We start from the raw sequence: 12,710 nt of genomic DNA, 5'->3' as shown, positions 1-12,710 counted from the left end.
CAGTGGAACTTAACCTCAGCCGAGCAGGTTTGCACCGCCGTCATCCAGCTTCTGCGGGCGCTGCCAGTAATTGAACTGCGGGGTCCAGTCTGCCTCGCCCAGGCCGGCAAGCCCGAGCAGGCTCCACATGGAGCAGTAGATGTCACCGGGCCCGAAGACACAGCTGTTCTTGCGGTAGATGGTGTCGCCATCGCGCTCGTAGACCACCGCGCCGGGCATATTGCCCTCTCCCGGCAATACCGTTTGCTCGCGGATATAGTCCCCACCGCCGTGGGAAGCGAGCCGGAACCGCCAGCCGCGACTGTTGGCAAACTGGCGCTGCACGTCCGGCGCATCCTTGGATACCAGCACGATCGACATCGCCGACTCCAGGTGCGGCACAAAGCCGTTAAAGCCGTCCGCCCACAGGGTGCAGTAGCGGCAGCCCTGGCCCATATTGTGAATCAGCAACAGCCGCTCGCGGTCGGCGAACAGCTCCAAGAGCGATACCTCGCCGTCGAGGGATTTGAAGGTGTAGTTGGGCACCGCATCACCGCGGTGCTGCTTGCGCAGCTCGCTGAGCTTCTGCATCAACTCGAAGATCTGCTTTTCTGTCTGCTGAATTGCATCCACGGCCGTTCCCCTCCCAATCGGATTGCCTGTTGATCCGACAGACTAACCCGGGGACGCGACATTGGGGTGGGAGCCGGGGATTTCCGGCGCCTAAATTTTTGCAAAAGGCACGAACCGTGGCGAACTGGTTTGCAGGACTACAGCAGAATCAGGTTGTCGCGGTGAATCAGCTCGTCATCGTCGCGATAACCGAGCAGCTCGACAAACTTTTCCGACGGCTTGCCGAGTATTTTGGCGGTCTCACTGCTGTCGTAGTTGGCGAGGCCGCGGGCGATTTCTTCACCGGCACTGTTGTGACAGGACACCAGCTCGCCGCGCCGGAAGCGCCCCTCGACCGCGGTGACGCCGACGGCCAGCAGGCTTTTGCCGCCGGTGCGCAGCGCCGCTTCCGCGCCGTTGTCGAGGGTCAGCCCCCCGCGCACCTGCAACTGCCCCGCCAGCCAGCGCTTGCGTGCGGTCAGCGGATCCGCTTCCGGCAACAGCAGCGTACCCAGCGCTTCACCGGCACAGACCCGCGCAATAACATCGTCCTTCGCGCCGCCGACGATCACCGTGCTGGCACCCGAACGGGCGGCCAGCTGCGCCGCACGAACCTTGGTGGTCATACCGCCGCGGCCTAGACCGCTGCGGGAGCCGCCGGCCATGGCCAGCAGCTTCGGATCCGCGGCCGAGGCCTCGCCGATCAGCTCGGCCGCCGGGTTGTCGCGGGGATCCTCGGTGAACAGGCCATCGGCGTCGGTTAGGATCAGCAGCGCGTCCGCCTCCACCAGATTGGCCACCAGCGCCGCCAGCGTGTCGTTGTCACCGAAACGGATCTCGTCGGTGACCACCGTGTCGTTTTCATTGACGATGGGCACGGCACCGAGGGACAGCAGCGTGCGCAGGGTGCTGCGGGCATTGAGGTAGCGGGTGCGATTGGAGAGGTCGTCGTGGTCGAGCAGGATCTGCGCGGCGCGACTGTCGAACTGGTCGAACGCGTGCTCGTATACCTGCACCAGATGGCTCTGGCCGATGGCGGCAGCCGCCTGCAGCTGGTGGATGGATTCCGGGCGGCGGCGCCAGCCGAGCCGGTCCATGCCGGCGGCCACGGCACCTGAGGAGACGAGGATCACCTCGATACCGCGCTTGCGCAGCGCGGCAATCTGCTCCACCCAATTGAAAATCGCCGCGCGATTCACGCCTCTACCGTTGGCGGTCAGCAGGGCGCTGCCGATTTTGACCACCCAGCGCCGGCTGGCGGCGAGCTGTTGCCGAGCTTGCACCGATCCCCTCCCGTGGAAACCGCCCGATGCGGGCAAAAAAGCCGGGCGCATACCTCTGCCCGGCTACCGATCAATGCCGATATTCTATATCGACGTCGTGATCATCGTCGTCCCAATCTTCATCTTCGTCAGCCTGCCCCTTGGCGGCGCGGCGCTTGAGCCGCTGCGCCTCACGCAGCTCATCGATGCGCTCGCGCGCTTCGCGCTGCATCTGCCGCTGTGACTCCAGCTCCGCCTCTGCCAGCTCCGGATCCGCTTCCTCTTCTTCCTTGCGCTCCTCGAGGTAGTCCATCAGGCGACCGCTCAGCACATCGGTACCCTCGCCGCGAATAGCTGCGACGCGGAATACCGGCCCCTGCCAGTCGAGTGCCTCGACAATGTCATTGCAGCGCTGATCCAGCTCCGCCGCCGGCACCAGATCGGTCTTGTTCAACACCAGCCAGCGCTCGCGCCCAACCAGGGTCGGGCTAAAGCTGGCCAGCTCGCGCTCGATGGCACGGGCATTTTCCACCGGGTCGGAGCCGTCAAATGGCGCCAGGTCCACCAGGTGCAGCAGTACGCGACAGCGGGTCAGGTGCTTGAGGAAGCGAATACCCAGGCCGGCGCCCTCGGCGGCACCCTCGATCAGACCGGGAATATCGGCGATGACGAAACTGCGGTGCCGCTGTACCTGCACGACACCGAGATTCGGCACCAGGGTGGTAAACGGATAGTTGGCCACCTTGGGCTTGGCCGCGGAGACTGCGCGGATAAAGGTGGATTTACCGGCGTTGGGCAGGCCGAGCATGCCCACATCCGCCAGCACCTTCAGCTCCAGCTTCAGGCTGCGCTCCTCGCCCAGCGAACCGTTGGTGGTCTGGCGCGGGGCGCGGTTGGTACTGGACTTGAAACGGGTGTTGCCGAGTCCGTGCCAGCCACCCTGGGCCACCAGCAGGCGCTCACCGGCTGCGGTCATGTCGCCGAGGGTCTCGCCGGTATCCACGTCGATCACGGTGGTACCCACCGGCACTTTCAGCACCAGGTCGTCGCCCTTGGCGCCGGTACAGTTGCGCCCGCGCCCGGGCTCGCCGCTCTCGGCCGCATAGCGGGGCTGGTAGCGGTAATCCACCAGGGTGTTCAGGGCGTCGTCGGCCTCCAGATAGACCGAGCCGCCGTCGCCGCCGTCGCCACCGTCCGGGCCACCCTTCTCGACAAACTTCTCCCGGCGAAAGCTCAGGCAGCCGTTGCCACCCTTGCCGGCCTGTACGTGAATGGGCGCCTCATCGACAAATTTCATGCTATCTCCGCCGCCACCGCGGCTTTATTCCTCAATTGCAGTGTAATCTGCAACGATTTTCCAACACAAAATGGCAGGGATTGCCGTTTTGCACAGCCGAAGGCTGCCCACGGGTGAGGGCCATGGATGGCCCGAATGCAAAAAGCCCCGCAATATGCGGGGCTTTTTGTGAAGCTCTTGTGAAGCCTCGGGGACCTGGAACCGCTTAGGCAGTTTCGATGGAAACGAACTTGCGGTTGTTGGGGCCCTTCACTTCGAACTTCACAACGCCGTCCGCGGTCGCGAACAGGGTGTGGTCCTTGCCCATACCAACGTTTACGCCGGCGTGGAACTTGGTGCCGCGCTGACGAACAATGATGTTGCCTGCAGCTACAGACTGGCCGCCAAAGCGCTTCACGCCCAGGCGTTTACTTTCGGAATCGCGACCGTTGCGCGTACTACCGCCAGCTTTCTTGTGTGCCATGAGTCGTTACTCCTCTGCTTATGCCTTGATGCCAGTGATTTTAACTTCGGTGTACCACTGACGGTGGCCCTGGCGCTTCAAAGAGTGCTTACGACGGCGGAATTTGATGATTTTCACCTTCTCGCCGCGGCCGTGACTTACCACTTCAGCAGTCACTTTAGCGCCGTCTACAACGGGAGCGCCGATGTTGATCTTGTCGCCGTCGACGACCATCAGCACTTTGTCGAAATCGATGGATTCGCCAGTGGCGACTTCCAGTTTCTCCAGGCGAAGTACTTCGCCCTCTTCTACGCGGTGCTGTTTGCCACCGCTTTCGATAACAGCGTACATATTTCTATGCTCCGAAATGGACGACACGAAGCAGCGGGAGAGACCATCGAGTCACTGCTCCGCGTTTTGGGAGCTTGCGCCGTGTTGTTTAATATCAGCCGCCGACCGAGTCATGGCCGCCATGGCCGGCCCGGTTCGAACGGGGCGCAGATTCTAATCAATTCGCCGGATTGATACAATAGCGCCCCTTCGCTCCCGGACACCTCCGGGCAGCCCCTTACAAGCAGTATAAGGAATCCTTGCATGTTGCCTTTTCACCGGGTTGCCGCCGACGACTTTGCCGCGGTCAACCAGCGCATCCTCGACCAGCTGCACTCGGACGTTCCCCTGGTGGAAAACATCGGCCACTACCTGGTGGAGGCCGGCGGCAAGCGCCTGCGGCCGCTGCTAGTACTGCTGTGTGCGCGCGCCTGCGGTTACAGCGCCAAGGATCATATCGATCTGGCGACTATCATCGAGTTCATCCACACCGCCACCCTGCTCCACGATGACGTTGTAGACACCTCAGACAGGCGCCGCGGCCGCCTGACCGCGAATGCCAAGTGGGGCAATGCGCCGGCGGTGCTGGTTGGCGACTTCCTCTACTCCCGCGCCTTCCAGATGATGGTGGCGCTGCGGGACATGGACATCATGGCGATTCTCTCCGAGACCACCAACACCATCGCCGAAGGCGAGGTACAGCAGCTGGTCAACGCCGGCGATCCCGAGGTGAGCGAGGACAACTACTTCACCGTGATCCACAAGAAGACCGGCGCCCTGTTCGAGGCCGCCTGCGAGACCGCGGCGGTACTGGCCGGCTGTGCAGCGGAGGAGCGCAATGCGCTGAAACTCTACGGTCGCCACCTGGGCCTGGCCTTCCAGCTGGTGGACGACGCCCTGGACTACCGCGGCAATCCCGAAGAGCTGGGCAAGAATGTCGGCGACGACCTGGCCGAGGGCAAGCCGACGCTGCCTCTGATCTACACCATGGCCAATGGCACGGAAACCCAGGCAGAACTGGTGCGCGAGGCGATCGAGCAGCGCAGCGCCGAGAAACTGACCGAGATTGTCGAGGCCATCGAGGCCTGCGGCGCGCTGGAGTACACCATGGAACGGGCGCGGGCGGCGGTGGATGAGGCGAAAGACCAGCTGGCGTTTCTGCCAGAGGGAGAGCATAAGACTGCCCTGCAGCAGCTCGCCAGTTTCGCCGTCGAGCGCAGCGTTTAATTTTCTGCCCGGTGGTGCGGAGCGCTGTTGGGCTGCTGGCCAAAAACCTGATCGGTAACTATTGGCCAGCAGCCCAACACCGCTCCGAGCAAGTTTTGTGCTTACCCATCGGGACCCAGTCGAGGCCGACAGCGGGTAAAAAACCTTAGCAGCGCCCGGGATCGAAGAGAAAGACTTGCAGATAAAGGAGCGGCGGCGGGGGTGTGGGCAACGGTTACCGTTCAGGTTGTTGCCCACACCCCCGCCGCCGCTCCGCCCGGATCTATCCGGATTTATCGGCGATCCGCGCAATCAAGCGCGAATCAGCTTCAGCAGCTCTTCGGTCTTTGCCTCCATCAATGCTTTGTCACCGCGGGACTCAACGTTCAGGCGCACCACCGGCTCGGTGTTGGACATGCGCAGGTTGAAGCGCCAGTCGGCAAACGCGACGCTGAGACCATCCACGTGTTCGACACTCACAGCGCCCGGCGCGTACTTCTCTTCCGCCGCTTTCAGCAGCGCCGCCGGATCCTCGACCTTGGAGTTGATCTCACCGGAACAGGGGAAGGCGGCCATGCGCTCGCCCACCAGCTGTGACAGCGATTTGCCGCTGTGGCTGACCAGCTCCGCTACCAGCAACCAGGGGATCATGCCGCTGTCACAATAGGCGAAGTCGCGGAAGTAGTGGTGCGCGCTCATCTCGCCGCCGTAGATGGCATCCTCTTTGCGCATACGCTCCTTGATGAAGGCGTGACCGGTCTTGCTCTGCACCGGCTCACCGCCGGCAGCGCGGACGATGTCCTCGGTATTCCAGGTCAGGCGGGGATCGTGCACGACCTTCGCGCCGCGATGCTTGAGCAGGAAGGCCTCTGCCAGCAGACCGACAACGTAGTAGCCCTCGATAAACTCGCCGCTCTCGTCGAAGAAGAAACAGCGGTCGAAGTCGCCATCCCAGGCGATACCGAAGTCGGCACTACTGGCCTTTACCGCCTCGGACGTGGCGCTGCGGTTCTCCGGCAGGATCGGGTTGGGAATACCGTTGGGGAAGTTGCCATCCGCCTCGTGGTGTACGCGCACAAACTCGAACGGCAGGTGCGGCGCCAGGGCGTCCACGACCGCACCGGCGCCACCATTACCGGCATTGACGACCAGTTTCAGCGGCTTCAGCTCAGCGGTGTCCACGTAGCCAAGCAGGTGCTGCACGAAGTCGGCGCGGTGCTCAAAATTTGCCAATTCGCCGCGCTTCTCGACCGGGCCGAAGTCGTTTACCTCCGCCAGACGCTTGATATCCAGCAGACCGGTATCGCCGCTGATCGGGCGGCTGCCGGCGCGCACGAACTTCATGCCGTTGTAGTCCATCGGGTTGTGGCTGGCGGTCACGCAGATGCCGCCGTCGAAGTCCCCATGGAAGGTCGCAAAGTAGACTTCCTCGGTACCGCACTCGCCGATATGGAATACATCGGCGCCGGCGTCGCGCAGGCCGTTGGCCAGGGCGTCGGTCAGTTCACCGCTGGTCAGGCGAATATCGTGGCCCACGACGACGCGGCGCGCGCCCAGGAACTGGGCAAAGGCGCGGCCCACGCGGTAAGCGACATCGGCATTCAGCTCGTCGGGTACGCGGCCGCGCAGGTCATAGGCCTTGAAACAGGTCAGCTCGGTCATTTACTTCTTCTCCAGTGCCGCCTGCTCGGGCAGGTAGACATTCTCATAGACAAAGTTGGTGGCCTCGATAAAGCCGTCGACGGACCCGCAGTCGAAGCGGCGCCCCTTGAAGCGGTAGGCCAGCACGCAGCCGCGCTGGGCCTGGGCGAGCAGCGCATCGGTGATCTGCACCTCGCCGTTCTTGCCCGGTGGCGTCTCGCGAATCAGGTCGAAGATATCCGGGGTGAGTATATAGCGGCCGATAATCGCCATATTGCTCGGCGCATCCTCGGCGGCCGGCTTTTCCACCATATCGGTGACCTGATACAGGCCCGGCTTGATCTCGTTGCCGGCGATCACGCCGAACTTGTGAATCTGCTCCTTGGGTACCTCTTCCACCGCGACGATGCTGCAGCGAAACTGCTTGTAGAGCTGCACCATCTGCCCGAGAACGCCGATGTCTTCGTTCAGGCACAGGTCGTCGGCCAGCACCACGGCGAAAGGCTCGTCACCCACCAGGCGCTGCCCCTGCAGAATGGCATCGCCGAGACCGCGCATTTCGCCCTGACGGGTGTAGGAGAAGCTGGCGCTGTCGATTACTTTGCGCACGCTGTCCAGGTACTTCTCCTTGCCGGTACCGGAGATCTGGTGCTCCAGCTCGAAATTGGTATCGAAGTGGTCCTCGATAGCGCGCTTGCCGCGGCCGGTCACGAAGCCTATCTCGCCAAGGCCGGCCTCGATAGCCTCCTCGACGCCGTACTGCACCAGCGGCTTGTTCACCAGCGGCAACATTTCCTTCGGCATCGCCTTGGTTGCCGGCAGGAAGCGGGTGCCGTAACCGGCAACCGGAAATAGACATTTTTTCAGCATTCTTGTCCCCAACAATTCTTTTTGACAGCGCTGCTCGCTCCCCCCGGAGGCGCCAGACGGGGGAACTTATCACAAATTGATGACCGCCTTCACTTACAGAGGGTGACAGTTGGCCACTGTCGCCAATTGACAGAGACTCCTCAGCGTCTGTTACAAATTTATGTCAGCAATCTCCGTACCAGTCACAAAAACACTTCTGACCGACTGGACAAGCTATCCTCAGACCTTAGAATGCCCGCTCTTGCAAAAGCGCTCACTCTCTATTGCGCAAACACCCAACAACGGGGACCCAATGAGTAATTTTGTTCAAAAAAGCAGCTACAGCAAAGAAGAGCTCCTGGCCTGCTCCCGCGGCGAAATGTTCGGCCCGGGCAACGCCCAGCTGCCCGCACCCAATATGCTGATGCTCGACCGCATCACCCACGTCTCCAAGGATGGCGGCGCCTACGGCAAGGGCGAGCTGATTGCCGAGCTCGATATCCACCCGGATCTGTGGTTCTTCGATTGCCACTTCCCCGGCGACCCGGTAATGCCCGGCTGCCTGGGCCTGGACGCCATGTGGCAGCTGCTCGGCTACTTCCTGGCCTGGAAGGGCAATCCCGGCCGCGGCCGCGCCCTGGGCTGTGGCGAGGTAAAATTTACTGGCCAGATCCTTCCGACCGCCAAGAAGGTTACCTACCATATCCAGATGAGCCGTCTCGTGGAGCGCAAGCTGGTGATGGGTATCGGCGACGGCACCGTGTCTGTAGACGGCCGCGAGATCTACAACGCGAAAGATCTGCGCGTGGGCCTGTTTACCCGCACCGACAATTTTTAAGTCCGGCGGGACAAGTTCCGCCGGGCAGGTCCGGCCGGGCAGGTCCCGCCACACAGGGCGCACAGACATCGCCGGCCGGTAAATCCGGCCTGAGAAGTCCTCTGCAAACCTATCCTGACAAAAATAACTAATTACACTGTCGTAAAGCTTTATTGGAGATCACTATGCGTCGGGTTGCCATTACCGGAATGGGTATCACATCCTGCATCGGCACCAATACCGAAGAAGTGACCGCCTCCCTGAAGGCGGGTCGCAGCGGTATCCGCTTTATGGAGGAGTACCGTGAACTGGGCCTGCGCAGCAACGTCGCCTGCCCGGTGGATATCGACTTCAAGGAGCATATCGACCGCAAAGTGCTGCGTTTTATGGGCGACTCCGCCGCCTATGCGTATATCGCCATGCAGGAAGCCATCAAGATGTCCGGCCTGGAGGAGAGCGATATCTCCAATCCGCGCACCGGCATCGTCATGGGTTCCGGCGGCACTTCCACCCGCGAAATCATCGAAGCCGCGCAGACCCTGAAAGAAAAGGGTGTCCGCCGCGTCGGCGCCTACCGGGTACCGCAGGTCATGGGCAGCACCGTGTCCGCCTGTCTGGCCACGCCGTTCAAGATCAAGGGCGTCAACTACAGCATTTCCTCCGCCTGCGCCACCAGCGCCCACTGTATCGGCAACGGCGCCGAGCAGATCCAGCTGGGTAAGCAGGACATCGTCTTCGCCGGCGGTGGCGAGGAGCTGGCCTGGAGCCTGACTCACCTGTTCGACGCCATGGGCGCTTTGTCGACCAAGTACAACGACGAGCCGACTCGCGCCTCGCGCCCCTATGACGCCGACCGCGATGGTTTCGTCATCGCCGGCGGTGGCGGCTGCCTGGTACTGGAGGAAATGGAACACGCCAAAGCCCGCGGTGCCACCATCTACGCCGAACTGACCGGCTACGGCGCCACCTCTGACGGCTACGACATGGTCGCCCCCAGCGGCGAGGGCGCGGTGCGCTGCATGCAGCAGGCGCTGGCTGGAATGGACGGCAAGGGCCTGGAAGGCAAGGTCGACTACATCAACACCCACGGCACCTCCACGCCGGTGGGCGATGTCGCGGAGCTGCGCGCCATGCGCGAAGTCTTCGGCGACCAGGTGCCCGCATTTGCCTCCACCAAATCCCTGACTGGCCACTCACTCGGTGCGGCCGGCGTGCAGGAGGCGATCTACTGCCTGCTGATGATGCAGAACGACTTTATCGCCGCCTCCGCCAATGTGGAGAACCGCGATGAAGCGGCGGAAGGTATGGATCTGGTAACCGAGGTGCGCAACCAGGAGATCAAGCGCGCCATGTCGAACAGCTTCGGCTTCGGCGGCACCAACGCCTGCCTGATTTTCGACAAGGTCTGATCTATCGCAGCCGGCCCCGGCCGGTCAGAATAAAAAAGGGCGACCCAAATGGATCGCCCTTTTTTTGTTTCCATGCGGCAGTTCGGCCGCTGCCCCTTTACCCGTTCAACGCGAGGCACCCGCCTCGAGGCGTTCCAGCCACAACTCCACCTGCCGGGTCAGCCCCTGGCGCCAGCTGCGCTGCTGGATGCCGAATACATCGCGCAACTTGCCGCAGGCGAGCACCACGCTGTGCCCGTCGGCATCCGGCAGCGCACTCAGCTCCGGGGAAAAGTCCTCGTCGTAAAAAGACTGGGCCCGCTCCACCACTTCCCGGGCAAACTCCATCGCGGTGCAGCTGTCTGCGGCACCATAGTGGTAAATACCCGATGCAGGTGCACCGCTGGCCAGCTGTTGAGCCACCGCCACCGTTACCCTGACCATATCCATGACCGTCACCGGACTACCGCGGCTCTCTTCGTCCAGGGCGATCGGCTGGCGCGCCACCAGGCCGCGTAGAATGCGCCCCAGCAGGGCGTCATCATTGCGGTCCACCATCCAGCCGAAACGCAGAATGGTCAGGTTCTCATGGCCCGCCAGGGCCTCTTCACAGGCCAGCCAGCGCCGGCCGGCGTCCGAAATGGGAGCGGGAACTTCGTCCTCGTCGTAGCGCTTGCGCGTTCCGCCGGGAAATACTTGATAGGAAGAAAGATGGAGCAGGTAGCTGCACTTCTTCTGCGCCAGCAATTCACACACCCGAACTGCCCCGGCCATCTGCTGACCACCGGCACAGGCCGACACATTGATCACAATCGAGCCGGGGCGCAGCTGATCCAGCGCATCGGCCGTCAATAGCTGCACGCGAAAACCGGCGCGCTGCAGACGTTTCTGCAGCGCGCCGTCGATTTCGTTACCGGCACCAATAATCGCAATCGAATCCGGCCTGTAACCGGTGTGAAGCTCTGCCACAGGTTGTGCGGAACCTTAGAAGGGGATGTCGTCGTCGAAGCTGTTATCGAAACCGCCAGCCGGAGCCTGGTTCGACGGCTGCTTGTTGGACGGCGCCATCGGTGACGGCGCGGTGCGGCCCTGGGCGTAGGGGTCTGCCTGCTGGCCGCCGCCCTGCTGCTGGTAACCGCCCTGGAAGCCGCCACCCTGCTGCTGGTCGTAACCGCCCTGGCCGCCCATACCCTGGCCGCCAAAACCGCCGCCCTGCTCGCCGCGGCCGTCGAGCATCTGCATCTCGCTGGCGACGATCTCTGTGGTATAGCGGTCCTGGCCGCTGTTCTTGTCCTGCCACTTGCGGGTGCGCAGGGAACCCTCGATATAGACCTTGGAACCCTTGCGCAGGTACTCGCCGGCGATCTCCGCCAGGCGGTTGAAGAACACCACGCGGTGCCATTCGGTGCGCTCCTGCTGCTGACCGGTCTGCTTGTCCTTCCAGGTCTCGCTGGTGGCCAGGCTGACATTGGTCACGGCGCCGCCGCTGGGCATGTATTTGGTTTCCGGGTCGTTGCCCAGGTTGCCGATCAGAATTACTTTGTTGATACCCCTGGCCATGGCCCTCTCCTCTCTCGCCCGGGACCTGCCCGGGGCTGTAAACGTGCAAATGTAATGTTTTTGAATGCCTTTACGCGCAACTTCTGCGCGGCGGCCGCCCTCTGGCGACCAGTGTATTTTTATCCAGCAGCATACAACAGACGCCGCCGGTTAGTAAGCGCTTCCCGCCTCCAGGCCGCGCGCGCGCAACAGCCACCACAGCAGCGCCCACAACAGCAACACGGCAGTCCCCAACCCGGCCACTGCGCCGGCACCGCCGAGGCCGAACAGGTAGCCACCCAGGGCGCCGCCGAAGAAGGCGCCGAGAAACTGGAAAGTCGCATAGAGTCCGGTCGCGGCGCCGCGGGCCTCGGTCGGTGCGGTGCGCGTCAGCTGCGCCGGCAACAGCGCCTCGAGCAGGTTGAAGGCGACGAAGAAGACCAGCAGCATCGCTACCAGTGACAACCCGCTGCCAAAGGGCAATAGCGAGGCACTGCCGGCAGCCAGCCCAATCAGCGCCAGCCCCATCGCCAGCGGCACCCGGCCGCTGCGCTCGGCGATGCGCATCAGTGGCAACATTACCAAGAAGGCACCGAGCATCAGCGGACCATACAGTTTCCAGTGCTGGTCGGCCGGCAGGCCGAGCTTCGCCACCACCGCCAGCGGCAGGGCGACGAACAGCGCCGTCAGCAGCAGGTGCGAAAAGAAGACGCCGCTGACCAGCTGCCAGGCTTCGCCACTGCGCAGCAGCGCGCGGAAACCGCCGCGGTAGACCGCCGAGCCGACCTCTGCCTGCGGCGTCGGCACCAGTCGCCAGACCAGCAGCATGCCGAACAGGGCCAGCGCCATGGTCAGCCAGAAGATGGCCGACAGGCCGCCGAGGCCGGCCAGTAGCGGCCCCAAAATAACCGCCAGCATAAAGGCCACACCGATGGCTGCGCCGATGATCGCCATGGCGATACCGCGCTTCTCAGTACGGGTCAGATCCGCCACCAGAGCCATGGTCGCCGCGGCGATGGCACCGCAGCCCTGCAACACGCGGCCGACAATCAGCCCGTAGACGGAATCAGTCTGCGCCGCCACCAGGCTGCCGAAGGCGAACACTGCGAGGCCCCCGTAGATCACCGGCTTGCGCCCCCAGCGATCCGACAGCATGCCCAGCGGAATCTGCAACAGCGCCTGACTGAGACCATAGGCGCCCAGCGCCAGCCCCAGCAGCGCCGGGGTGCTGCCGCGGTAGTCGGCGCCGTACACCGACAGGACCGGCAGCACCATAAACAGGCCGAGCATGCGAAATACATACAGGGAAGCCAGGCCCGTGAGGGCGCGGCGCTCAGTGGAATTCATG

General features: G+C 63.0%; 13 protein-coding genes. 3 read left to right on the top strand and 10 right to left on the bottom strand.

Going from position 1 to position 12,710, the window contains the following annotated elements:
* Nucleotides 1-15: 15 nt before the first annotated feature.
* The 5 genes from BUC36_RS17405 to rplU form a co-directional block, all read right to left on the bottom strand.
* Nucleotides 16-612, bottom strand: a complete 597-nt coding sequence (locus BUC36_RS17405) for a DUF899 family protein (RefSeq protein ID WP_200797312.1) — start codon at nucleotides 610-612, stop codon at nucleotides 16-18.
* A gap of 137 nt (nucleotides 613-749) precedes the next feature.
* Nucleotides 750-1,874, bottom strand: coding sequence for a glutamate 5-kinase (gene proB / locus BUC36_RS17400; protein ID WP_234995051.1), 1,125 nt, complete (start codon nucleotides 1,872-1,874; stop codon nucleotides 750-752).
* A 70-nt stretch (nucleotides 1,875-1,944) separates the two neighbouring features.
* Nucleotides 1,945-3,150: an Obg family GTPase CgtA gene (gene cgtA, locus BUC36_RS17395; RefSeq protein WP_073277574.1), complete on the bottom strand. Its 1,206-nt coding sequence runs from the start codon at nucleotides 3,148-3,150 to the stop codon at nucleotides 1,945-1,947.
* 205 nt (nucleotides 3,151-3,355) lie between these two features.
* The gene (rpmA, locus tag BUC36_RS17390; protein ID WP_073277572.1) at nucleotides 3,356-3,613 is read right to left on the bottom strand and encodes a 50S ribosomal protein L27; all 258 of its coding nucleotides are present in this window, start codon (nucleotides 3,611-3,613) and stop codon (nucleotides 3,356-3,358) included.
* Between the two features lie 18 nt (nucleotides 3,614-3,631).
* Complete coding sequence (gene rplU / locus BUC36_RS17385; protein ID WP_073277570.1) at nucleotides 3,632-3,943, bottom strand: 50S ribosomal protein L21; 312 nt, start codon at nucleotides 3,941-3,943, stop codon at nucleotides 3,632-3,634.
* Between the two features lie 243 nt (nucleotides 3,944-4,186).
* Between rplU and ispB the strand changes: the two genes are divergently transcribed.
* A complete protein-coding gene (ispB, locus tag BUC36_RS17380; RefSeq protein ID WP_073277568.1) occupies nucleotides 4,187-5,149 on the top strand; it encodes an octaprenyl diphosphate synthase in 963 nt (320 codons plus the stop codon).
* Between the two features lie 291 nt (nucleotides 5,150-5,440).
* On the opposite strand, the gene BUC36_RS17375 is transcribed toward ispB, so the two are convergent.
* Together BUC36_RS17375 and galU are read right to left on the bottom strand one after the other, a co-directional pair.
* Nucleotides 5,441-6,790, bottom strand: coding sequence for a phosphohexomutase domain-containing protein (locus tag BUC36_RS17375; protein ID WP_073277566.1), 1,350 nt, complete (start codon nucleotides 6,788-6,790; stop codon nucleotides 5,441-5,443).
* Complete coding sequence (gene galU, locus BUC36_RS17370) at nucleotides 6,791-7,639, bottom strand: UTP--glucose-1-phosphate uridylyltransferase GalU (RefSeq protein ID WP_073277564.1); 849 nt, start codon at nucleotides 7,637-7,639, stop codon at nucleotides 6,791-6,793.
* A 292-nt stretch (nucleotides 7,640-7,931) separates the two neighbouring features.
* On the opposite strand from galU, the gene fabA reads away from it, so the two are divergent.
* Together fabA and fabB are read left to right on the top strand one after the other, a co-directional pair.
* Nucleotides 7,932-8,456 carry a 3-hydroxyacyl-[acyl-carrier-protein] dehydratase FabA gene (fabA, locus tag BUC36_RS17365; protein ID WP_073277562.1) on the top strand — a complete coding sequence of 175 codons (525 nt, stop codon included), beginning with the start codon at nucleotides 7,932-7,934 and terminating at the stop codon, nucleotides 8,454-8,456.
* A 164-nt stretch (nucleotides 8,457-8,620) separates the two neighbouring features.
* A complete protein-coding gene (gene fabB / locus BUC36_RS17360; RefSeq protein ID WP_073277664.1) occupies nucleotides 8,621-9,844 on the top strand; it encodes a beta-ketoacyl-ACP synthase I in 1,224 nt (407 codons plus the stop codon).
* Nucleotides 9,845-9,949: 105 nt separating this feature from the next.
* Here the strand turns inward: fabB and BUC36_RS17355 are convergent, their stop codons facing one another.
* From BUC36_RS17355 to BUC36_RS17345, 3 genes are all read right to left on the bottom strand, one after another.
* Complete coding sequence (locus BUC36_RS17355) at nucleotides 9,950-10,792, bottom strand: sugar nucleotide-binding protein (RefSeq protein WP_073277560.1); 843 nt, start codon at nucleotides 10,790-10,792, stop codon at nucleotides 9,950-9,952.
* Between the two features lie 15 nt (nucleotides 10,793-10,807).
* Nucleotides 10,808-11,383, bottom strand: a complete 576-nt coding sequence (ssb, locus tag BUC36_RS17350) for a single-stranded DNA-binding protein (protein WP_073277558.1) — start codon at nucleotides 11,381-11,383, stop codon at nucleotides 10,808-10,810.
* Between the two features lie 150 nt (nucleotides 11,384-11,533).
* Nucleotides 11,534-12,709, bottom strand: coding sequence for an MFS transporter (locus tag BUC36_RS17345; RefSeq protein ID WP_073277662.1), 1,176 nt, complete (start codon nucleotides 12,707-12,709; stop codon nucleotides 11,534-11,536).
* Between the last annotated feature and the right edge of the window lies 1 nt (nucleotide 12,710).

The organism is Microbulbifer donghaiensis (genome assembly GCF_900129095.1).
Classification (GTDB): Bacteria; Pseudomonadota; Gammaproteobacteria; order Pseudomonadales; family Cellvibrionaceae; genus Microbulbifer; species Microbulbifer donghaiensis.
This window is presented reverse-complemented; position numbering and strand designations above follow the sequence as displayed.

Excerpts from the sequence above, each read along its gene's own strand:
- rpmA (WP_073277572.1), bottom strand. The coding sequence starts at position 3,613 with ATGGCACACAAGAAAGCTGGCGGTAGTACGCGCAACGGTCGCGATTCC.
- BUC36_RS17375 (WP_073277566.1), bottom strand. The coding sequence starts at position 6,790 with ATGACCGAGCTGACCTGTTTCAAGGCCTATGACCTGCGCGGCCGCGTA.
- galU (WP_073277564.1), bottom strand. The coding sequence starts at position 7,639 with ATGCTGAAAAAATGTCTATTTCCGGTTGCCGGTTACGGCACCCGCTTC.
- fabB (WP_073277664.1), top strand. The coding sequence starts at position 8,621 with ATGCGTCGGGTTGCCATTACCGGAATGGGTATCACATCCTGCATCGGC.
- cgtA (WP_073277574.1), bottom strand. The coding sequence starts at position 3,150 with ATGAAATTTGTCGATGAGGCGCCCATTCACGTACAGGCCGGCAAGGGT.
- BUC36_RS17345 (WP_073277662.1), bottom strand. The coding sequence starts at position 12,709 with ATGAATTCCACTGAGCGCCGCGCCCTCACGGGCCTGGCTTCCCTGTAT.
- ispB (WP_073277568.1), top strand. The coding sequence starts at position 4,187 with ATGTTGCCTTTTCACCGGGTTGCCGCCGACGACTTTGCCGCGGTCAAC.
- ssb (WP_073277558.1), bottom strand. The coding sequence starts at position 11,383 with ATGGCCAGGGGTATCAACAAAGTAATTCTGATCGGCAACCTGGGCAAC.
- rplU (WP_073277570.1), bottom strand. The coding sequence starts at position 3,943 with ATGTACGCTGTTATCGAAAGCGGTGGCAAACAGCACCGCGTAGAAGAG.
- fabA (WP_073277562.1), top strand. The coding sequence starts at position 7,932 with ATGAGTAATTTTGTTCAAAAAAGCAGCTACAGCAAAGAAGAGCTCCTG.